We start from the raw sequence: 23,951 nt of genomic DNA, 5'->3' as shown, positions 1-23,951 counted from the left end.
GGAGAATTATGAAAAAATATATCAACACTATAGTAAAGTACAGCATTGTTTTAATTACGCTTTTAATTGCGGGATCATGCAGCGATTATCTGGAAAAATCAGCTGATTCTGATATTTCTTCAGAAGAGGCATTCAAAAATTTTGAAAATTTTCAAGGCTTTACAGAAGAATTATACCACTGCATTCCTGATTTTACAAATGCTTATTGGACTAATTCATGGAATTGGGGAGAAGATGAGATTCAATCTACAGCTCGTGATTTCCACTTTGTATGTAAAATAGATAAAGGGGATTTTTGGGGATGGCAGACTGAGTTTGACGGATGGCAGGCTGGCTGGATGAACAGAAGAAATGTAAGCACCAATACCGACCGTTTTGCTAAGGACTTGTGGACATTAGGCTGGGCTGGAATACGCAAAGCGAATATAGGACTGGCCAATATTGATAAAATGACGGAGTATACTGAGGAAGAAAAGAAAATGATAAAAGGACAGCTTTTGTTTTTTAGAGGCTGGTTTCATTTTCAATTCATGCAGTATTTTGGAGGACTTCCTTATATCGATCAAGTGCTTCCAAGCGATCAGCCACTAAGATTGCCAAGACTTACATATCAGGAATGCGCAGATAAAGCAGGAAACGATTTTAGAGAGGCGGCCGATTTACTGCCAGTGAATTGGGATGATACCACCATTGGAAAGAGAACTTTAGGAAAAAACGAACTTCGTATTAATAAAATAATGGCTCTTGGATATTTAGGAAAAAATTATCTATGGGCAGGAAGTCCGTTAATGAATAAAGTGTCAACAGGAAATGCAGGTTATGATGCTGAATACTGCAAAAAAGCGGCAAGAGCTTTTGCTGAACTTCTAATGATAACAGAAAGCGGTGCATCTCAGTATAAATTGGTTCCATTTAGTAAATACAGTGATAATTTTTATACAACAGGCGGTAACTGGAGAATGCCTGGCTCGACAGAAGCGATTTTTAGAGGACCTTATTATGGAGCAAACGGATCTAACTGGGGAACTTCAAAACAATATCAGCCAGCTCCTCAAATTTGTGATGGTGATGTGAAGTTTTTGCCAACGGCAAATTATGTTGACAATTACGGAATGGCAAACGGAATGCCGATTAAAGATATTACTAAAGCTGATCCAGAATCAGGATATGATCCGCAATATCCTTGGAAAGGAAGAGATCCTCGTTTTTATAATGATATTGTTTTTGATGGCGTAAAATGCGTTACAGGATCGATGCCTGCAAATGAAGAACAAAACAGATATGCCAACCTTTATACTGACGGAAGCTATAGAAATATAAGTTCAGGAAGCAGAACAGGATATTTGCTGTATAAGTTCATTCCAAGAACAGCCAATAAATTTGATGATGGTTTTGGATATGGCAACAATCTTAATATCCATCTTCCGTGGATGCGTCTGTCAGATATCTATATCATGTATGCAGAAGCTGCTGCAGTAGGTTATGGTGGTGCAGCAGGAAAAGATCCGCAATTCTCAAAAACAGCTGTTGATGCTATAAATGTGATTCGCGATAGAGCAGGTGTGGGCCATGTTGCGGCTGTATTTACAGGTGGTTTGGATGCATTTATTGGAGAGGTAAGACGTGAACGTGCGGTCGAATTAAGTTTTGAAGGACACCGTTTTAATGACTTACGCCGCTGGATGCTTTTAATTGATAGTCCGTATACTTTGAAGAAGTCAATTGAATTTGATAGAGCTGGTCCATTGGATGTAAACAATCCAAGCCAAAACAAAGTGCTTAATCTTCGCGAGGTGGTAATATTGGAGCGAAAATTTTCTGAAAAACATTATTGGCTGCCATTAAAAAATGCAGACGTAAATATGTATATGGAGTTTTCTCAGAATCCAGGATGGTAGTTCATAGACTATTTTAATAAACTAAAAAAAAATATAGAATAATGAAATTTATACAGCTTAAAATAGTGCTATGTTTTGCAGTATTAACTTTGTTACCTGCTAAAATCCTTGCACAAAATAATCAAAAAATAAACTTAACTGGGATTATAACTGGAGCAGATGGCAAACCTCTTGAAAATGCAACTTTAGCAAGTACTCAGGATAATGTTTCAGTAACTACAGATGCTTCAGGAAGTTATTCCATCACAGTAACGCCAGATGCAGATTTGGTAGTGCAGGCGCCAGGATATCAATCCCTTTCGGTTAAAGCTTCTGCAGGAATAGACGATTTAAGTCTTAATCGCATTGCGGCAGACCAAGTGCAGATTGCTTTCAAAAAAGAAGATGCCCAGAATTTGATGGGAGGTATTTCTTATCTAAATGTACCTCAAATTATAGACAAAAATTATACGACTTATAGTCTTGACGGAGTTCAGGCTCTTGTGGGAGGATATAATGGAAGTATATGGGGAATGGGAGGCGATTTGGTATTGGTAGATGGCTTTCCAAGACCTGCCAATTCAATATTAACAACTGAAATAGATCAGATAACCTTTTTGAAAGGAGCATCTGCCGTAGCGCTTTACGGAAGCCGTGCTGCTAAAGGAGTGATTTACATTACGACAAAAAAAGGTAAAATTCAAAAACAGCAGATTACATCAAGACTAGACAATGGGGTTTTTATACCAAAGAGTCTGCCTAAATATCTTGGATCTGCAGAATACATGCAGTATTACAATCAGGCAAGGGTTAATGATGGTTTAGATCCTTTATATTCAGATGAAACAATCTATAATTTTGCTTCGGGGAAAAATCCATACCGATATCCGAATGTTAATTATTATGCACCCGAATACATAAAGAAATTTTATTTTAATTACGATGCCAATGTCGAAATTACGGGCGGTAATAAAGTAGCCAGATATTTTACAAATGTCAATTTTCTATCACAGCAAGATCCTTTGCAAGACTTTGGCGAAGCGGCTAATAATAATATGAACAGATTCAATATTAGAGGTAACGTAGATTTAAATATTAATGATAGAATTTCTGCTACAATTGGTGCCAATGCCATTTATTCAAATACAAGAGGAGTGAATACCGATTATTGGCAAAATGCATCTACTTTAAGACCGCATCTGTTTAGCCCTTTATTGCCAATTAGTATGATTGAGCCAGGGGATAAAGCGACATTAGCTCTTGCAAATAGCAGTAATTATATCATAGATAACCAATATCTTTTGGGCGGTACACAATTGAATCCGACCAATCCGTTTGCAACCATTTATGCTGGAGGATACAATACGTTCACAAGCCGTCAGTTCCAATTTAATACAGGCGTTGATGTGAAGTTGGGAGATTTATTGGATGGACTTTCATTTCACACTGATTTTGCTGTAGATTATGCTACCTCTTATACTCAGTCTTACAACAATTCATATGCTACTTATGAAGCAAATTGGAATACTTACGCGGGATTTGATCAAATTGGTTCTTTAACGAAATATGGAAAAGATGCAAAATCTGGAGTGCAAAATATCAGCAATAGTGCTTTTGACCAGACAGTGGCTTTTTCAGGACAATTTAATTATATAAAAAAAATAAAAGAGCAGCATAATGTATCGGCTATGCTTACAGCTTCAGGATTTCAGCAATCACGATCTGAAGTGTATCATAAAACGAGTAATGCCAATTTAGGATTAAACGCAGCTTATAATTTCAATCAAAAGTATTTTGCAGAATTCAATGGCGTATATGTGCACTCAGCAAAATTTGCTGAAGGAAACCGCGGCGCATTTTCTCCAACGATGTCTGTTGGATGGAGATTATCAGAAGAAGAATTCATGAAGAATATAAGCGCGATCGACAATCTTAAATTGTCAGTATCAGGAGGTGTCTTAAATACAGATCTTGACGTAAACGGCTATTATTTGTATCAGAGCATCTATACTCAGACTGACGGAGCTTGGTTTAGCTGGAGAGATGGAGCATTGAACAGAAGCACCGACTCAAGAAGAGGTGAAAACTTAGATCTTGGCTTTGCAAAAAGAAAAGAAATAAGCGTTGCTTTGGAAGGTTCATTCTTTAAGAAACTAATCACACTTAACAGTAATTTTTTCGTTAATAAAATAGAAGGAAATATTATTCAGGCGGCAAGCTTGTATCCAAATTATTATACTACAGGCTGGCCAAATACATCGTTTATTCCTTACATCAATTATAATGATGATAAGCGTACAGGTTTTGATTTTGATTTGAGATTTAACAAAAAAGTCGGAACTGTAGATTTAGCGCTTGGCTTTACAGGAACTTATTTAAATACAGAAGCTTCAAAACGTGCAGAACTTTATGAAGATTCTTATCAAAACAGACAAGGCAAGCCTTTAGATGCTTTATGGGGACTTAAAAGCGATGGCTTCTTTAGAGATGCAAACGATATCCAAAACTCGCCTTCGCAGACTTTCGGGCAAGTTAAACCGGGTGACATTAAGTATAAAGATCAAAATGGCGACGGCATAATTGATGTGAAGGATGAGGTTTATCTAGGTAAAGCTGGGTGGAACGGTGCTCCATTTACCTTTGGAGTTAACTTTACTGCTAAGTGGAATAACTTTACGTTTTTTACCATCGTTACAGGCCAGACGGGTGCTTACGGCATGAAGAATAACTCGTACTACTGGATAGATGGAGAAGATAAATATTCTGTAAACGTTCGCAACAGCTGGACAGAAGAAACCAAAGACACGGCTACATTCCCTAGATTAACTTCATTGAATAGCGATAATAATTACCGCTCATCAGATTTCTGGATTTACAGCACCAATAGAATTGATCTTTCTAAGGTTCAGATTACTTACGATTTTCCAAAAAAAGCACTGAGTCAGACTTTCTTTAATGGTTTAAGTGTTTATGCGCTAGGAGCGAATCTTGCGACTATAGCAAAAGAGAGAGAGCATATGGAATTGAACATTGGCAGCGCTCCGCAAACCAGATACTTCAATCTAGGTCTTAAAGCATTATTTTAAATTTTAGAAAACACTTATTTAATTAGTATGAAAATAAAATTATTAACCTTTATATCAGTTGTGTTTATTTTTTGCAGCTGTGATGACTTGATCGAGCCTGCGATAGAAAATAACAGGGGATTGAAAGATATGTACGCTGAAGCAGAATATGCTCAGGGAATTCTTTTAAATGCCTATACCAGATTGCCCGGAAATTCTTGGTCTTTTAATGATGTAGCTACAGATGATGCTGTTACCAATGATATCAATAGCAACTATCTTAAAGTGGCGACAGGACAATGGACGGCCAATTTCAACCCGTTAGATCAATGGACTAATTCAAAAAGCGCTATTCAATATCTGAATATATTTCTTGCAGAAGCCGATAAAGTAAAATGGGCAAAAGATGATAATGTTAGCGTATTGTTTAGAAACCGTTTAAAAGGCGAGGCTTACGGGCTGCGTGCGCTTTATATGTATTACTTGTTACAGGCTCATGCAGGAGTTGCCGCAAATGGTGAATTATTAGGGGTTCCGGTTTTGTTAGAACCTCAAACTTCAACTTCAAACTTCAACGTTGCCCGCAGTTCATTTGAAGATTGTATGAAACAATTGTATGCCGATGTGGCAAAAGCGGTAGAATTGCTTCCATTAGATTTTGAAGATGCTGCCACTCTGCCTCCAGGATATGATAATCTAGCCGATTATAATCGTGTATTTGGGCAATATGCCAGACAGAGAATGTCTTCTAGAATTGCACAAGTAGTAAGAGCTCAAGCGGCTTTATTGGCTGCAAGCCCAGCTTTTAGTTCTGCAAGTACTACTACGTGGGAAAATGCGGCTAAATATGCTGGAGATTTGCTAAATCTTAACGGCGGAATTGCAGGAATCGATCCGAACGGACTGAATTGGTATAATAATGCAGCTGAATTGAGCAGTTTAGGGGGTGGAGTAAATCCTAAAGAAGTAATCTGGAGATCGGATATTGCAGAAAGCAATACTTTGGAAAGCGATAATTTCCCTCCGACACTTTTTGGAAAAGGGCGTGTTAACCCAACTCAAAACTTAGTGGATGCTTTCCCAATGGCCAATGGATATCCTATTACAGATCCAGCCAGTAATTATAATGCTGCCAATCCATATGCCAATCGTGATCCGCGTTTGCAGAAATTTATTTTAGTCAATCAAGCTACTGCGGGAGTAAACAATACCGTAATAACAACAGCAAGTGACGGAAGCACAAATGATGCGCTAAATAAAGTGGGGACATCGACTAGAACAGGCTATTATTTGAAAAAATTATTGCGTCAGGACGTTAACTTAAATCCAAATGCTGTAAACAATCAGAGACATTACAAACCTCGTATGAGATACACAGAACTGTATTTAATTTATGCTGAAGCGGCAAACGAAGCATGGGGGCCATTGGCTACAGGATCTGCAGGATTTTCAGCCTATGACGTAATTCAAGCCTTAAGAAAAAGAGCAGGAATAAGCCAGCCTGATTTGTATTTAGAATCTATTAAATCAGATCAATCCGCGATGCGCAACTTAATTAGAAATGAGCGCCGATTAGAATTATGTTTCGAAGGTTTTAGATTTTGGGATTTGCGCAGATGGAATTTGAATTTAACTAACGCGGCAGAAGGAATGAAAATTCAAGGAGGTGCTTATCAGAAAATTACGGTAGAAAATAGACTTTTTCAAGAACATATGAAATATGGTCCAATACCATATTCTGAGGTTCTTAAGTTTAACGCTCTGATTCAGAACAAAGGATGGTAGAATTATTTCTGTCTAAATGTCTATTATAAAATTGTATAGAAAAATGAAAAACAAGATATTTTTAATGGCCGCGGTTCTTTTTGGCTTATTTACAGCATCATGCACTAACGATGATCAAAATTTTGATGATTACGAATATTCAGCAGTGTATTTTGCCTATCAGTTTCCTGTTAGAACCATAACTTTAGGAGAAGACATATTTGATACTTCGCTGGATAACCAACATAAATGTAAAATTATGGGAACCGTGGGCGGGGTTTACGAGAATAATAAAGAAGTAACAATTGATGTTTCGGTTGCCAATGCTTTAACATCAAATCTTTTATTTAACAGCGGAGGCGATCAGATTGTAGCAATGCCTGCCAATTACTACACGCTTTTAAGCAATAAAATTGTTATTCCGAAAGGACAGATTTCTGGAGGAGTCGAAGTGCAGTTGACAGATGCTTTCTTTGCAGATCCTCTAGCTATAAAAAAGACCTATGTTATTCCGCTTCAAATGACGAAAGTGGTGAATGCTGACTCTATTTTATCAGGAAAGGCACTTGTTGCAAATCCATTAAGACCTATAGCTTCTGATTGGAGTGTGGCTCCTAAAGATTATGTTTTTTACGCTATTAAATATGTAAATCCTTGGGATGGATTTTATTTGAGAAGAGGGAAAGACACTTTTGTTGGAAATAATGGAAACACTGCGCTTAATAGAGTAGTAACGCGTCATAACCAATATGTTGAAAAAGATCAGGTTAACAGAATCAATACTTTGTCAATGAAAACTATAGATTTTCCAGTTACTATTAAAGATAATACAGGAGCCAATATTAATTTCAATCTGGTGCTCACATTTGATGATAATAATGGCTGTACTATTTCTGGAAACAATAGCACTCAGTTTACCGCAACTGGCACAGGTAAATTTGTGAAAAGAGGAGAAAAAAACAGCTGGGGAAGCAAAGATCGCGATGCTCTTTATTTAGACTATAAAGTGAATTTTCAAGATTTTACCCTAACGACCCAAGATACATTGGTACTTCGTGACAGAGGCGTGACTGCAGAATTATTTACACCGGTTGCCAAATAATTGAAAATTATTAAAAGTATAAATTTAAACAATATGAATAAATTATATAAAATGGCGACGCTGTTCTGCACTGCAGCAGCGGTCTGGTCCTGTGCAAATGATAGTGTTTTAGATTTTGAATATGCTAAACCTGAATCAATTGCCAATCAGGAAAAAATAGATGCCTATAAAGATTTAAAAACATACGTGGACAGATCTAGCAATCCAGATTTTAAATTGGGCGCCGGAATATCATTGTCTGAGTATGTTTCTGGTGGAGTTGTGAAAAGGCTTGTAGATCGAAATTTTGATGAAATCACCATGGGCTACGAAATGAAGCATGGAGCGGTAGTTAAAAATGACGGTACATTTGACTTTTCAGGAATAGATAAACTGCTGGCAGCTAGCCAGCAATCTGGAGTTACAATATTTGGACATACTTTGTGCTGGCATTCCAATCAAAATGCAACCTACTTAAAAAGTCTTATTGCACCGGTAATCATTCCGTCAACCGGAGGGCCAAGTTGGGATCTTGTGACTGGCAATGATTTTGAAACAGACAATGCTTCCAATTATCAAGTGAATTCAAATGTAACTGTTGCCTATACTGCAGTTGGTGGAGGAGCAAACGGATTGGGCAGAGCGCTTAAAGTAACCAATGCCGCAGTTCGAGCAAATGACTGGGAGGCACAGCTATTTATAAAATTTTCTCCAGCTGTTCAAGCAGGCGAAAAATATCAGCTGTCTATGGATGTTCGTTCAGATGTAAATGCTTCTTATTCTACACAGGCGCATGTAACTCCAGGAGCCTATAAGCACTGGGATTTTTTCGGAACAATTTCTTCAACGCCTACTTGGACAACGTATACAAAAGAAATTACCGTTTCGGCAGAGCAGGCAACTTGCGGGGTAATTGCTTTTAATCTGGGAAAAACAGCGACTAACTACTATTTTGATAATATTACATTAAAGAAATATAATCCAACAGGAGGAAGTACAATTATTGAGAAAACCCCAGAGCAGAAAAAAACTATCATTAATGAAAGTCTTGAAAAATGGATTTCAGAAATGGTGAAAAAATGTGCTACAGTAAAAGCTTGGGATGTAGTCAATGAGCCAATGGATGACGGCAAACCGTACGAATTAAAAACAGGTATTGGAAAAACTTTGGCAGCGGATGAATTTTTCTGGCAAGATTATTTAGGTAAGGATTATGCTGTAGAAGCGTTTAGATTGGCAAGAAAGTACGGTAATCCAACCGATAAATTATTTGTTAACGATTACAATATGGAATATAATCTGGATAAATGCAAAGGACTTATTAAATACGTAGAGTATATTGAAAGCAAAGGACAAAAAGTTGACGGGATTGCCACACAGATGCACATTAGCATTAACTCTAATAAAGAAAATATCGCATCCATGTTTCAATTATTGGCGGCAACTGGAAAACTTATTAAAGTATCGGAGCTGGATATAGCAGTAGGGACTGGAAACGTTACTGAAAGTATGCTTCAAAAACAAGCTGAAATGTATAAATATGTTGTAGATATGTACTCAAAATATATTCCAGCCAAACAAAGGTATGGTATTACAGTTTGGGGAGTTACCGACAGCAAAAAGGATTCCTCTTGGCTTCCGGGCGAAAAACAAGCTTTATGGGATATTCAGTTTACCCGTAAGCCAGCCTACGCAGGATTTGCAGATGGACTAAACGGAATGAAATAATATACTTTTAAGTATACTTTGTGGCCCGATGCAATTGCATCGGGCTTTTTTTATGAAAATACGTTTCGCAGCTAAGAAACAGATAACTTTTTTAACAACCGATTGTTATTTTGACTTTTTTTATTTCTTTTTTAGCCAATGTTGCTATAAGATTACTTGCAAAATTTATCTTTTCAACTGGTTTTAGTAAATTTTTACTTATAATTTAATGGTTTTTGAAAGTTTTATCCTCTTTTTTGAATATTTATATTTTTTGTAGAAAATGGGTCAGTTGGCTACCGAATTATTATTTTTTATTTTCGAAATTATTTTTAAAATGTATAATTATTATTTTTTTTGGTTTAAAAATATTTTAAATGTTTTTATTTCTGTTGTTTTTTGAGTATTTTTTAAATTAATAATAAAACAACCGATTGTTTTATAAGTTGTTTTTTTATATTTGTGATGATCTGTTGTTTGTAAAATTGATCTCCTATCGAAATCGGCTTTTTGCGCAAAAGATTCTCAATATAAAATAAAACATATATGAACCCCATGCTAATTTAAAACAAAAACCATTAACTATTTAAAACCAAACAAAAACAATTAATATGAAGTTAAAGCTCAAAATTGCACTAATCGGACTGCTGATACTTAGCAGCCATAGTATAATGGCACAATCAAAGACCATTCATGGCGTGATTACCGACCCTTCGGGATTTCCGTTGCCAGGTGCCAGTGTTAATGTAGAAGGTACGCAGAATAGCGCATCAACAGATTTTGACGGTAAGTACTCTTTAAAAGGAGTTAATCCTACTGATAAAATAACGTATTCTTACGTTGGTTTAGTTTCACAAACGATTACTGTAGGTGAAAGAAGCTCAATCAATGTAACTCTTGTTCAAAACACACAAAACTTAAATGAAGTTGTAGTGGCCTATGGTACTCAAAAGAGAGCGAAAGTTACAGGAGCAGTTTCTACGGTAAGTTCAAAAGATATTGCCGCAGTGCCTATTACCAATGCTGAATCGGCTTTGCAAGGACGTGCAGCAGGGGTTACAGTCGTAAACGGTGCGCCTGGTTCTAATCCTACCGTTAGCATTCGTGGACTAGCAACAATGGGAAATAGCGCTCCTTTGTATGTAATTGATGGAGTTTTAACTGGGAATCTTTCAGGTTTAAGCCCTAATGACATCGAGAGCATCTCGGTTTTGAAAGATGCTTCTACAACAGCTTTATATGGTTCTAAGGCTTTTAACGGTGTAGTTATGGTTACTACTAAAAAAGGAAAAAAAGGCCCTGGTCAATTAAGCTTTAGCACTTACGTGGGAGGGCAGGAAGTAACAAAAAGATATAGTGTTTTAAATACACAGCAATACCTTCAGTATGCTAAAGATCTAGGAAGCGACTTAACGGCTAGAGCAGCTGAGTTTGGAAATATCAATACCAACTGGCAAGACCAGATTTTTCAAACCGGTGTTATGCAGGATTATAACCTAAGTTTTTCAAATGGTACAGAGACTTCAACAGGACGCTATTCTGCTGAATATATGAAACAGGATGGAGCTATTATAAATACTGGTTTCGAACGTTATTCTTTTAGAGCCAATAATACTCAGGATATTGGAAAACTGAAAATAGGAAGCAACATGGGGGTTTCTTTCAGCACGATTAATCCAGAACGAAGCTCAGGCGGAAGAACATTATTAGAGCATGCCATTAAAATGGCTCCGTATTTGCCAATTTACAATGAAAGTAGTTTAGGAGGTTATCAAGGTCCTAGCGCAATTGATGGAAATGATGCTGAAAACCCAGTGCGTGTAGCAAATTTAGGGTATCAGAAAATTAATAACCTATCTATTATCGGGAATATTTACGCAGAATTAGAAATTTACAAAGGTTTGAAATTCAGATCGCAAGTTTCTTTAGATTACTATACAAGTAAAGACCATACTTTTATTCCAAGTTTTCAGGATGGTTCTTATCACAAACAAGCATTTTCTTCAACAAATGAAACAAATTCTCAAGGGCAAACTATTGTTTTTGATAATAGTTTAACATACAAAACAACGATTGCTCAAAAGCACAATCTTGAAGTATTGGGAGTTATTACTAAAATTGACGGAAAAGGACAAAGTTTAGCAGCAGGAAGCAAATACTATATTTCAAACGAAATAGATCAGTTGCGATATAATGAGGGAAGTTTAGGGTCTGCTAATTATGAAGAAAAAAACTTAGGTTATATTGCTCGTATCAACTATGATTATGATGGTAAATATCTTTTAGCTCTTTCAGGACGTAGAGATGCATCTTCTCGTTTTGGGGCAAATAATCGCTGGGGGAATTTCTATTCTGTTGCATTAGGTTGGAATATTGCGAAAGAAAACTTTATGCAAAATTCTATTTTCAGCACTTTAAAACTTAGAGCTAGTACAGGGACAACAGGAAACGATAGAATAGAAAATTACCAATACAGTGCTACTTTATTGGCAAACTACAATTACCCAATTGGAGGGGCAAATGCACCAGGTGTTTCTTTAGGTGTTGCGGCTAATCCGGACTTGAAATGGGAATCGAAACTGGATCGAAATATTGGTGTTGATTTTGGTTTATTTGATGATGCGCTAACCGGTTCGTTCGAATATTTCAATAATAAAAGCAGCGATATTCTTTTCGCAGTTCCTTTGGCTGCTTCTGTTGGTTCTGCAGGTGGCGGAACTCAGATTCAAAATATTGCAGACGTAAAAGTGAGCGGTTTTGAAGTTTCTATTGGTTACAATGACAGAAAAGGAGACTTTACATGGTCTGCAGTAGCAAATCTAGGAACAAGTAAAAACGAAGTGGTTGGTCTAGCGCCTGGAGTGACTAGCGTATTAGGGGGGCCTTCTGCAAGAGCAGGTTTGGAAAATTTCTCTAGATTAGAAGTAGGACAGCCATTATTCTATTTTTATGGATATCAGACCAATGGAATTTACCAAAATCAGGCAGAAGTGGATGCTGTTTTTGGACCAGGTCAGACGGCTATAAAACCAGGTGATATAAGAATTGTTGATCGTGATGGCAATAAAGTGATCAATTCAGATGATAAAACAAACATCGGAAATCCGTACCCTGATTTTACTTACGGTTTAAATCTAAGTGCAGCATATAAAAACTTTGATTTCAATTGCTTTATTACAGGAGTTGCAGGAAACGATATATATAATGCAAACACTTTTGACTTAAAAGGAATGAACCGTCTGTTCAACGCCAGCACAGATGTTTTAGATAGAGCAAATGTTGTAAACGGTGTGGTAACAAATCCTTCGGCTACATTGCCAAGAGCACAAGGTGCAGATATTAACTGGTCTTCTGCAAACCAACGCTATATTGAAGATGGTTCTTTTACAAGATTAAAAAACATCGCTATAGGATATACATTGACAGGAGATGCTTTTAAAAGCTATTTCTCAAAAGCGAGATTCTACATCAGTGGACAGAACCTTGTTACAATCACAAATTACTCTGGTTTAGATCCAGAAATTGCAAGAGCAGATGGTAATGCAAATTCAGCAGGTATTGATTTAGGAAGATATCCACAGCCAAAATCAGTAATTTTTGGAATTGATGTTACATTTTAATACTTAAAGACGATGAAAAAAATTAAATATATACTTATAGTACTGTCTGGAGCTTTAACTCTAACGTCATGTGACAGTAGCGAATTAGAATTGACTAATCCCAATACTTTATCGCCTGAAACTTTCTTTAAAACCGAAACGCAGGTACAATCTGCCGTAAACGCTTCGTACGCCAACCTTCAAACAAGAGGGCTTTATGGAAGAAACCTTTTCTTTGCGATGGACCTTATGGGACATGATGCTTTAGGAAATCCGCAGTTAGAAGGTAACAAGAAACCTTTTCAGGATTTTTCTTTTAATGCAGGAAATGATATTATCCAATACTATTGGGAATCTTGTTATACAGGAATATCAAGAGCCAATTTTGTGTTGGACAACGAGCCTAAAATCAATGCTCTTCCAAATTCTGTTTTATCTCAAGAAAAAAAGAACAAATATTTAGGAGAAGCTCATTTTTTAAGAGCCTACTATTATTTCCTATTAGTTAGACGTTTTGGAGATGTGCCAATTTATAAAACGGGTACTATTGTCGGAAATGCAAGAAGCCCTAAAGCAGAGGTTTATGCGTTGATAGAAGAAGATCTTGTATTTGCATCACAAAATCTTTTGCCAAAAGCTTCAGAGGCAGTTGGAAGAGCGAATAAAGAAGTAGCTTATGCACAATTGGGAAAAGTATTGCTGTATCAAAAGAAATATAATGAAGCTTTAGCAGCATTAAATAATGTGACAAGTTATAGCCTTGAAGATAAAGGTAATTTTTACAACAACTTCATGGAAGAGACCGAACACGGTAAAGAATCGATTTTTGAAATTGAGTTTGATGAAAAAAATGGAACTGGTGATCAATGGGGAGCTGTTGGTGATAGCGGCGGAACTGGTTTTGATGAGTCAACGCTTAGAGGTCAGGAATACGGAAATCTTAGCTGGTACAATGTTTACCCATCAGATGAGCTTTTAGATTCGTATGAAGTAGGTGATAATCGCTTTGGGGATACTTTTTATGTTCCTGGTTCGTCTTATCTAAAAGGAACCAAAGTTATGGTGGCAAGTAATTTTACTACCTCTGCAGGTATTAGAAGAGCGGGTTGGAAAAAATATCAAAACTATTACAATAGAGAAGATGAAGCGACACGTTCAAGCATTAACTTTAAAGTAATGCGATATGCAGATGTATTGCTTATGAAAGCAGAATGTGAAAACCAAAGAGATGGAGGTTCGCAGGCAGCAGCAATAGCATACATTAAAGAAGTTCGCGACAGAGCAAACCTGACAACCACTATTGCACCAACAAAAGAAGCGGTTTTTGCTGCAATTGTACACGAGCGCCAAGTAGAATTTGCTGGAGAGCAATCTCGTTTTGATGATCTTATAAGATGGGGTCTGGCAAGTACAGTATTGCAAGGAACAGGTTTTACTCCTGGTAAAAGTGAATTATGGCCAATACCAAATAGAGAAACATCTTCTAATCCTAAAATAAAACCAAGCGATAACAATCCTGGTTATTAAGATAATTAAATTTTGGTTAGTTTAAGTTAAATAAAGTCAAGTTAAGTTAAGTTAAGTTAAGTTAAGTTAAGTTAAGTTAAGTTAAGTTAAGTTAGTTTTTTGTAAACAGCGCATTTCACTGCGCTGTTTATTGTTTACAGAAATAAAACTGGAGAAAAAACTAATCGCATTTTCGTAATTATTTCAATTAAATCAAATAAAATGAAAAATACAGGCAAAATTTTATTTGTGCTCTTCTGTAATTTATTTGCAATGCAGGCAGAAGCACAAAACCCTATCATCAAAGATATTTTTACTGCAGATCCAGCTCCTCTTGTCCACAAAGGCACTTTGTACTTATACACAGGGCATGATGTGGCAACTCAGGAAGATACTAATTATAAAATGTCCGACTGGCACGTTTTTTCTACAACCAATATGAAAGATTGGAAAGATCATGGAGCACCGCTTTCTCCGAGCACATTTTCTTGGGCCACAGGTGATGCGTATGCAGCTCAGTGTATAGAAAGAGATGGAAAATTCTATTGGTTTGTTTCTACATTTCATAAAAAAGACGAAGTAAGCCAAGGAGGTGCTGCAATAGGCGTGGCAGTTTCAGATAGTCCAACAGGTCCTTTTAAAGACGCCATTGGAAAAGCGCTTATCATAAATGAAATGACAACAGATATGAAGTATGGTTGGGATGATATCGACCCAACTGTATTTATAGATGATGATGGACAAGCCTATATGTTTTGGGGGAATGGAAGCTGCAAATGGGTAAAACTTAAGAAAAACATGATAGAATTGGATGGAGAAATTACCACTTTCAAACCTAAAAATTATATCGAAGGACCGTGGGTGTACAAAAGAAAAGGACTTTATTATTTAGTGTATGCCAGCGCTGGAACAAAACCCGAAATGATAGAATATTGCACTGCAAAAAGCATAACGGGACCATGGAAGTATCAGGGAATTATCCAAGAAAATGTACAGAATAGTTTTACCACACATCCTGGAATTATTGACTATAAAGGAAAGTCATACTTTTTTTATCACAACGGAAGTTTGCCAACAGGAGGCAGTTACAGACGTTCAATTTGCGTTGATTACATGCATTACAACAAAGACGGAAGCATCCAAAAAATAGTGCAGACTGTCGAAGGTGTAAATCCTGTAAAATAAAAAATCTCATTTTGTTTTCAGATGAATGATTAATATTTAAACAGATAAATATGATTGCATATAAAAAAAAATCAAACCGATATTTAATTGCAATTGCAGTTTTGGCGCTAGTCTCCATGCTTATTGCACCAATTTCGGTTAAAGCACAGAAGAAAAAGAAAACAGCAGCGACAGAATCTGAAAGACCTCAATATCGAAACCTTTTTAAAGAAGCAGGCTACAGCCAAAATGAAATAGACAAGAAAGTAGCCAAAGCTTATTTTGATATATTCGAAGGCCCAAATAAAATATATTTTGAAGAAGGCAATTCTTTAGGATATGCTTCTGACATTAAAAATAAAGATGCCCGTACCGAGGGAATGTCTTATGGTATGATGGTTGCCGTTCAGCTCAACAAGAAAGAAGTTTTTGATCGTTTGTGGAGATGGTCTGTAAAATATATGCAGCATCAAGACGGGCCAAGAGAAGGTTATTTTGCTTGGAGCGTCAATCCGTTGACGAAAAAGCAGAATTCTCCAGGTTCGGCTTCAGATGGTGAATTATATTTTGTTACAAGCCTTCTTTTTGCTTCTAACAAATGGGGAAACACTACGGGAATTGACTACTACAAAGAAGCCAGAAAAATACTAGATGCCATGTGGAAAAAAGATGGCACTGGCAATGTACATAACATTATAAACACCGAACACAAACAGATTTCATTTGTGCCTGAAGGAGGTGGTTATAACTGGACAGATCCCTCTTACCATGTTCCAGCATTCTATGAAATATGGGCATTATACGCTAAAGATGGCCATGAACAATTTTATAAAGAATGTGCAGAAGTTTCGCGTAATTTTCTACATAATGCATGCCATCCCGTAACAGGTTTAAATTCAGATTATACTGAGTTTAATGGCGAACCGCATCCCACTCCGTGGATGCCTCCGGGATTTCGTTACGATTCTTGGCGCGTTCCGATGAATGTGGCAATGGACTATACTTGGTATGGAAAGGATAAAAAATGGCAGGAAGGATACGCCAAACGTTTTCAAGATTTTCTTAGATCGAAAGGATTAGACAAGTTTGAGGACCAATTTAATTTGGATGGTTCAACTCCCGACTTTATCCTTCAAGCTGGCCCTGTCAAAAAGCTAAGACATTCTATAGGATTAGTAGCCACTTCAGCAACAGCATCATTAGTCAATCCCGGTAAAGAAAGTTTAGATTTTGTTCATGCGGTTTGGAACGCAAAGCTTGAACCTTACGAAGACGGTTACTTTGATCCCTATTATGATGGACTGATGTATCTTTTTAGCCTAATGCATCTTAGCGGAAAATATCAAATTATTGTTCCAGAAGTAAAATAACTTTTAAAACAAAAAAAATATGAAACAGTATAAAATGGTTATCTTATTGCTTTTATCAGGATTTGTTGGATTTGCACAGACAAAAACAAATTCAATTATTGAAGATTTTAAGCCTTCAGTGCTAAATCAGCCAGGGCAGGAATATCCAAAAGTTAATTCTCAAGGCTATGCACGATTTCAAATTGCAGCGCCCGAAGCAAAATCGGTTGTAGTGAGTCTTGGACTTGGCGGAACCAAAGGAGGAACTGTCCTTACAAAAGATCAGGACGGTTATTGGAAAGGCACTACAGAGGGAGCAATGGATGAAGGTTTTCATTATTATCATGTAACTATTGATGGAGGTGTATTTAACGATCCAGGTGCGCTTAACTTTTACGGATCTACACGTTGGGAAAGCGGTATCGAAATTCCGGCTCATGATCAGGATTTCTATGCATTAAAAGATGTTCCGCACGGAAATGTGCAACAGGTACTTTTTCCTTCAAAAAGCACTAATACATCTCGCAGGGCTTTTGTTTATACTCCCCCTTCTTATCATAAAGATAAAGACAAAAAATATCCAGTTTTGTATTTACAGCACGGTTGGGGAGAAGATGAAACGGCTTGGAGCAATCAGGGACGCGTGAACTTAATTATGGATAATTTGATTGCAGAAGGTAAAATAAAGCCATTTATTATCGTAATGACTTACGGAATGACAAATGAAATTAAGTATGGAGGTTTGGCAAGTTTTAAAATAGAACCATTTCAAACGGTTCTGGTAGACGAGTTAATTCCGTACATTGATTCAAATTTCCGTACGATTTCCAATCAAGCAAACCGCGCAATGGCTGGCCTGTCAATGGGCGGAATGGAAACGCATTCTATTACGCTCAACAAACCTGATGTTTTTTCTCATTATGCGCTTTTAAGCGGTGGAATTTATAAGCCAGAGGAGATTAAAGATAAGTCAAAGCTTAAACTGATTTTTATAAGCTGTGGCAGCCGCGAAAGACCAGAATCAGTGCAGTCTGCAGTAAAAACATTAAAAGATGCAGGATTTAATGCTGTTTCTTACGTCTCTGAAAACACAGCTCACGAATTTTTGACTTGGCGCAGAAGCTTCAAAGAATTAGCTCCGCTTTTGTTTAAATGAGATGCAATTTTTATAAAAAATTAAACTAATAAGTATGAGACTATCTATTAACGCAGTGATTGCAATTTTTAGTTTGTATTTTCAGTCTGTGAACGCTCAATCTGAGCATATTATAACTGAAGATTTTAAACCTTCAGCAGTGAATCAGCCAGAAAGAATATTTCCTCAGGTTAATTCGCAGCGACGTGTTCGCGCTAGTATTTCGGCTCCAAATGCAAGCAAAGTACAGCTGGACATTGGCGGTGTAAAATACGACATGAAAAAAGACGATAAGGGTGTGTGGACAGGAGAGTCAAATCCGCAAGATGAAGGATTTCATTATTATCAGTTAAATATCGATGGCGCTTCCGTTCCAGATCCAGGAAGTCTTTATTTTTATGGTGCAGGAAGATGGGGGAGCGGTATAGAAATTCCTTCAGAAGATCAGGATTTTTTTGCCTTAAAAAATGTGCCTCACGGCTTGGTAAGTGAAAATATTTATTTTTCTAAACTTACCAATTCTTTTAGACGCTGTTTTGTTTATACTCCAGAGGGTTATAACGAAAATACAAAAATGCGTTATCCAGTGCTTTATCTGCAGCATGGAAGTTTTGAAGATGAAACAGGCTGGTCTGCACAAGGAAAAGCTAACTTGATTTTAGATAATCTGATTGCCTCAAAAAAAGCAGTGCCGATGATTATTGTGATGGACAATGGTTATGCTTATAAAGCTCAAGATGGTAATTCAGATAAAAACCAATCTAAGGAATCTATTTTTGAAGATGTGCTTATTACAGAAGTTATCCCTATGATTGATGCTAAATTCCGTACCATTCCAAAACGTGAAAACAGGGCTATAGCGGGGCTTTCAATGGGAGCTAATCAGACCATGAGAATTATGATGAATCATTTGGATACTTTTGCCTATTATGGAGGATTTAGCGGTACAGCAAATTATCCAAGTTCTGATGCGATTGATGCTTCTACGTTTTTAAATGGAAAGTATAAAGATGGAAACGCTTTAAACAAGCAAATTAAACTTTTCTGGCTCGGATTAGGAACAAAAGAACCTGCTCCGTTTCCTAAATCAATTGGTGCCTTTCGGACCATGTTAGAGCAGCAGGGAATTAAGTATGTATATTACGAATCGCCTGAAACGGCACACGAATGGCTCACTTGGAGAAGATGCCTTCATCAGTTTGCTTCTAAATTATTTAAATAAAATAGTCTAAATATTGAGTTTGGTCTGCTAGTCATTAAAAAAAATAATGATTAGCAGACCAAACTGCATTTAGCCATTTTCGAGTCTTATTTAGAAAATAACAATAGCCTTACTTTCTAAGCACGCTTAAGATCTGATTAATTTTTAGGAATGAAAAAAACAGGGCTTGAAGTAAAAAAAAAAAGCATGCTGAGATTGCAATATCTTTTACAGCAACAGATAAAAAGGAAAGTAATAAAAGTAAAAAGTTTTCCCTGATAAAGAATGCAGCCGAAATTAATAAAGGAGGATTCTTGAAAAAAATAGAACTGCTAATTTTTATTTTTTAATAGTTTATTGTGTTGTGGGTTACTGTAGTTCTTAATGATAAAGTTCCAAATGCTGTCCCATATTGCGGCAATTTGGTTTCATCTTATAAAATGAAACAAGATAAAACGAGAATAGGCGTTCGTTTAAATTTTAAGGCTTTAATTTTAAGGTCATGCTAATCTCAAATAATTGTCGCCTCACGGCTTATGGCGATTTAAGTCAATAGATAGTTTAATTTCTGGTCTAATAAACACTAATAAAAACTCTATTTTTTGGACTTAAAATTATCTTATCTCTGTTTTTTAGGATTTATCGGTTAATTATAGTTGAATTTAAGTGTAACATTAAAAAAAAAAGAATATGAAAAAAATTGCTTTATCAGTTTTTGTGGTATTAGGTTTTGCAAGTGCTTTTGGACAGGCAAGAAAAGAATTGAACTTTGGCCTTGTAGGCATTAATTATGAAATACCGGTCCATAGGGATATTACCATTGCCCCTGGAGTCGGAACAACCCTGGATCTTGACTGGCTCAATGCTGGAGTAAAGGGAAATTATTATTTCGATCATGTATTTGGCATTACCGATGATGCTTGGGATGTATATGGCGGAGCTAATGTAGGCTATTCTTTCGATTTGAGAGATGACCATGATAATAACGGGCACGATGAAAGTGATTTTAATGTTGGCCTACAGATAGGCGGAAGATGGTTTTGGAATGATAAGTGGGGCGTTTATGTAGAGATTGGAGGCGGGAATGTTTCAGGATTTTCTCCGGGCATTGGATTGACATTGAAGCTGTAATAAAGACCGCAGTATCAAGGCAAAGAAAACTGAAACAGCCACGATTCAGTAGTGTTTCAAAATTAGTGATATGAGATTTTGAAATTCTAACCTTTTGAAATGGAATAAATTTTAGAAATGAATAATTTAAAGATGAGAAGTAATGCTCATCTTTTTTGTTTTAATGTTGCCTTAAATGAGCTAAAATGAGTAAAAATGCGGCATAGTGTTCCAAAGTTAGTGATGGTATGAGTTGTCCAAAATGTAGCGGAATAGTATTAAGTCCATTTTAATTGTGTTATTATGTTGATTATCAATTTTATAAATTACACTAAATTTAGCTGATTATGAATTCTCAATATATGATTGAGGTCATTTTTAAGACTGATGCAGGTCATTTTTTGTACGCAATTCTTTTTTCAATTTTGCTTAACGCATAAAAGAATACTTTATGCGTAATTAAAGTACTCATTAAAAAAAGATGCCATGAAAAAAGATAATGATATCTTAAGAAAGGAAGTCAAAGACGCCCTCAAATGGGAACCTCTGCTTCAAACAACAGAGATCGATGTGCAGGTTGATGATGGTCAGGTCAGCCTTGGAGGAATGGTAGATACCTACGCACAGAAGAAAGAAGCAGAATACGTCATAAAAAAGATTTCTGGTGTAAAAAGTGTAATCAATAATGTCAAAGTAGATTTATTTATTTCAGATATTAAGAGTGACGCAGAAATTAAAAATTCGGTAGCTAAAGCCCTGCATGAAAACTGGGCTGTTCCAGATCACAAACTGACCATTTCAGTGAAAGACGGGTGGGTCACTCTTAAAGGAATTTTGCACTGGAACTTCCAAAGAAAAGCAGCCGATGATGCAATCCGCTATCTGAACGGAGTCAGAGGAGTAATTGATGAAATAAAGATACAGGCCGAGATTAAAAATGAAATGGAAAAAGAAGTTGTTGAAAAAGCGCTTCGCCGTAGCTGGCTGCTGGATGTCGATAATATTAAGGTTAGAGTAGATGGCAAAACTATTTTTCTTAGCGGAGTTGTCGATTCACTTTTCCAAAAAGAGGAAGCAGAGAGAATTGCTTGGAATACCCCAGGAGTATGGTACGTAGACAATGAAATTTTGGTGGAATTTAATTGAGAATGAATAATTAAACTAAAAAGGTATGAAAAATAATGAGGCATTACAGCAGGAAATACAGGAAGCATTAAAATTTGAACCAATGCTACATGCAGCAGAAATTGGGGTAATTGTAAAAGAAGGAATTGTTACTCTGACCGGAACGGTCGAGAATCTGATAAAAAAGACTGAAGCTCTTCATGCTACAAAGAAAATCAGAGGCGTGGCTGCAATTGTGGACGAAATTGAAGTGAAAATCGATAAAGATTTTGCTCTTTCAGATCAGGATATTGCGACAAGACTCGTAAAAAAGCTGAAAGAAAACTTGGTCGTGCCCCAAGGAGCAATTCATCTTACAGTTGAAAAGGGAAATGTAACAGCCGAAGGGATAGTTCCATGGAATTTTCAGCGTGAGACTGCTCTGGATTTAATTAGAAATCAGTCTGGAGTAAGGGATGTGAGTAATAATATAAAACTAAAGAAAGAACTTAGCGATCAGGCTGAGAAGGAAATACTTGAGAAAGCACTCCGTAGACACTGGGCCTTTGATACAGATGAAATTGATATTCAAGTTGCTGGCGCTACAGTGCAGCTCTCTGGTATTGTCGGCTCTATTTTTCAGAAAGAAGAAGCAGAAAGAATTGCTTACAAAACCCCAGGTATCATAAAAGTCATAAATCATTTAAAAGTAAATCTTGAACAGCCTTATTTGTGTTAAAGCAAAAAAACAGCGAAGATATTTAGCAGAATTTTAAATTATAGGCTATGGCAGATCGAAATGAAAAGGCTGAAATTAAATTTTTGGAAGGACCGCAGTCAAGATTTGCAGAACTGAGATTCATAACGGCTATTTTAATGGAATTGGTAAGATGTTTTCGAAAACTTTATTCAGTGGGACCTTGCATAACCTTTTTCGGTTCGGCAAGTTTTAGCGAAGGGCATCCCTATTATGAATTTGCAAAGCACGCAGCTGGGCAATATGCTAAACTTGGTTTTACGATTATGACAGGAGGCGGACCAGGCTTAATGGAAGCAGCAAACCGTGGAGCTAGAGAAGCAGGTGGAAAATCCGTGGGATGCAATATAAAGCTCCCCGTTGATCAAACTCCTAATTCTTATCTTGATAAGTGGGTGGAGGCAAAGCATTTTTTTGTGCGTAAAATAGTTTTGGTGAAGTACTCTTTTGCTTTTATCGTAATGCCTGGCGGATTTGGGACACTCGATGAGTTTTTTGAATCACTGATACTGATCCAGACTCAAAAGATTAGAAATTTTCCAATAGTTATATTTAACACCCAATATCATAAGGCACTTATTGAGCATATCCATTATATGAAAAAACAGGGAACCATAAATGAGTCGGATTTAAATCTTTTTATGTTTACAGACGATATTGAACAAGCCAGACTTTTCATTATTGAACACAGTATAAAGCGTTATGGACTAAAGCCAAAATTTTAGTTCTAGCATTAAAATTCTTTGCTTTGATTATGATTTAAAGAAAGCAAATGATTTTATCAGTTTAATTCTTTGATCACATTTTCTTGAAGCATATTCTGTATTATTATTTTGCCATACTGATGGGCAAGATTTGAAATGCCCGAAGGGTTAAAAGATTCTGTGCGAACCGAATAAAGCAGTTTTTGATCGGATATTCTATATAGATTGCTTTCCCAGAAATAAGTTGTATTGTTAATGTAGTAGCCATCCTGATATATTTTTCCATATATGGCTGCATAGTAAGGATAAAAATCACTGTATCGATATTGATTTACCAGATCATACATACCTGCTGGCGCATGATATTTTTCTTTATCAAGACGAAGCAGAACGATAGTCAATACCGAAACTACATTTTCTTTCTGCAGATTTTTTAATATTTCTTTTTCATCTTGTACTTTAGACTTATCAGAACCCAACAAGTCAATTGTGGATAACGCCTCATACCCAAGATTACATAAATCGTCGGCCATATGATTTTCCATTTTTTTTCGCAGTTCTTCATCAGGTCCTTCTGTCAGAGCCAGTATTGCTATTTTTCCATTTTCAAGACTAAACGGCTCTTCTGATTTATAGGTGCTAATGATTTTTGTGCTTGAGCACTGAGCGATTAATATTGAGAACAATACTATATAAGCACTTTTTTTCATCTCGATTCTTCTTAAAATTAGTATTAAAGTTATAATTCCCGCTTTAAATCAAAAATGACCAGCATCACTTTTACTTCTGTCTCTTTTTTTTGATATAAATTAAGTTTGGGAATACTTT

General features: G+C 36.4%; 16 protein-coding genes. 15 read left to right on the top strand and 1 reads right to left on the bottom strand.

The window, feature by feature from the left end; genetic code table 11:
- Window positions 1-8: 8 nt before the first annotated feature.
- From GR162_RS18130 to GR162_RS18060, 15 genes are all read left to right on the top strand, one after another.
- Window positions 9-1,898: a RagB/SusD family nutrient uptake outer membrane protein gene (locus GR162_RS18130; protein WP_160783269.1), complete on the top strand. Its 1,890-nt coding sequence runs from the start codon at window positions 9-11 to the stop codon at window positions 1,896-1,898.
- A gap of 41 nt (window positions 1,899-1,939) precedes the next feature.
- Window positions 1,940-4,963, top strand: a complete 3,024-nt coding sequence (locus GR162_RS18125) for a SusC/RagA family TonB-linked outer membrane protein (protein WP_160783268.1) — start codon at window positions 1,940-1,942, stop codon at window positions 4,961-4,963.
- Between the two features lie 27 nt (window positions 4,964-4,990).
- Window positions 4,991-6,727 carry a RagB/SusD family nutrient uptake outer membrane protein gene (locus GR162_RS18120; protein ID WP_160783267.1) on the top strand — a complete coding sequence of 579 codons (1,737 nt, stop codon included), beginning with the start codon at window positions 4,991-4,993 and terminating at the stop codon, window positions 6,725-6,727.
- Between the two features lie 43 nt (window positions 6,728-6,770).
- A complete protein-coding gene (locus tag GR162_RS18115; RefSeq protein WP_160783266.1) occupies window positions 6,771-7,808 on the top strand; it encodes a DUF5627 domain-containing protein in 1,038 nt (345 codons plus the stop codon).
- Window positions 7,809-7,841: 33 nt separating this feature from the next.
- Window positions 7,842-9,515 (top strand): endo-1,4-beta-xylanase, encoded by a 1,674-nt coding sequence (locus tag GR162_RS18110; protein ID WP_160783265.1) that lies wholly within the window; start codon window positions 7,842-7,844, stop codon window positions 9,513-9,515.
- Window positions 9,516-10,105: 590 nt separating this feature from the next.
- Window positions 10,106-13,114, top strand: a complete 3,009-nt coding sequence (locus tag GR162_RS18105; RefSeq protein WP_160783264.1) for a TonB-dependent receptor — start codon at window positions 10,106-10,108, stop codon at window positions 13,112-13,114.
- 12 nt (window positions 13,115-13,126) lie between these two features.
- Window positions 13,127-14,620 carry a RagB/SusD family nutrient uptake outer membrane protein gene (locus tag GR162_RS18100; RefSeq protein ID WP_160783263.1) on the top strand — a complete coding sequence of 498 codons (1,494 nt, stop codon included), beginning with the start codon at window positions 13,127-13,129 and terminating at the stop codon, window positions 14,618-14,620.
- A 201-nt stretch (window positions 14,621-14,821) separates the two neighbouring features.
- Window positions 14,822-15,784, top strand: coding sequence for a glycoside hydrolase family 43 protein (locus tag GR162_RS18095; RefSeq protein ID WP_202393966.1), 963 nt, complete (start codon window positions 14,822-14,824; stop codon window positions 15,782-15,784).
- A 50-nt stretch (window positions 15,785-15,834) separates the two neighbouring features.
- A complete protein-coding gene (locus tag GR162_RS18090; RefSeq protein ID WP_237421389.1) occupies window positions 15,835-17,133 on the top strand; it encodes a glycosyl hydrolase family 8 in 1,299 nt (432 codons plus the stop codon).
- A 19-nt stretch (window positions 17,134-17,152) separates the two neighbouring features.
- Complete coding sequence (locus tag GR162_RS18085) at window positions 17,153-18,268, top strand: alpha/beta hydrolase-fold protein (protein ID WP_160783262.1); 1,116 nt, start codon at window positions 17,153-17,155, stop codon at window positions 18,266-18,268.
- Between the two features lie 34 nt (window positions 18,269-18,302).
- Window positions 18,303-19,469 carry an alpha/beta hydrolase-fold protein gene (locus tag GR162_RS18080; RefSeq protein WP_160783261.1) on the top strand — a complete coding sequence of 389 codons (1,167 nt, stop codon included), beginning with the start codon at window positions 18,303-18,305 and terminating at the stop codon, window positions 19,467-19,469.
- A 669-nt stretch (window positions 19,470-20,138) separates the two neighbouring features.
- Window positions 20,139-20,579: a hypothetical protein gene (locus GR162_RS18075; RefSeq protein ID WP_160783260.1), complete on the top strand. Its 441-nt coding sequence runs from the start codon at window positions 20,139-20,141 to the stop codon at window positions 20,577-20,579.
- Window positions 20,580-21,044: 465 nt separating this feature from the next.
- Window positions 21,045-21,704 carry a BON domain-containing protein gene (locus GR162_RS18070; protein WP_160783259.1) on the top strand — a complete coding sequence of 220 codons (660 nt, stop codon included), beginning with the start codon at window positions 21,045-21,047 and terminating at the stop codon, window positions 21,702-21,704.
- A 25-nt stretch (window positions 21,705-21,729) separates the two neighbouring features.
- A complete protein-coding gene (locus tag GR162_RS18065) occupies window positions 21,730-22,401 on the top strand; it encodes a BON domain-containing protein (RefSeq protein ID WP_160783258.1) in 672 nt (223 codons plus the stop codon).
- A gap of 47 nt (window positions 22,402-22,448) precedes the next feature.
- Window positions 22,449-23,144 carry a TIGR00730 family Rossman fold protein gene (locus GR162_RS18060; RefSeq protein WP_160783257.1) on the top strand — a complete coding sequence of 232 codons (696 nt, stop codon included), beginning with the start codon at window positions 22,449-22,451 and terminating at the stop codon, window positions 23,142-23,144.
- 56 nt (window positions 23,145-23,200) lie between these two features.
- Here GR162_RS18060 and GR162_RS18055 read toward each other — a convergent pair whose 3' ends face one another.
- Entirely contained in the window at window positions 23,201-23,833 is a 633-nt protein-coding gene (locus GR162_RS18055) for a hypothetical protein (protein WP_160783256.1), read from the bottom strand.
- Window positions 23,834-23,951 lie beyond the last annotated feature (118 nt).

This window comes from Flavobacterium sp. HBTb2-11-1 (assembly GCF_009826975.1).
Classification (GTDB): Bacteria; Bacteroidota; Bacteroidia; order Flavobacteriales; family Flavobacteriaceae; genus Flavobacterium.
The sequence above is the reverse complement of the archived record's forward strand: the minus strand, read 5'-3'. Positions and strand labels throughout refer to the sequence as shown.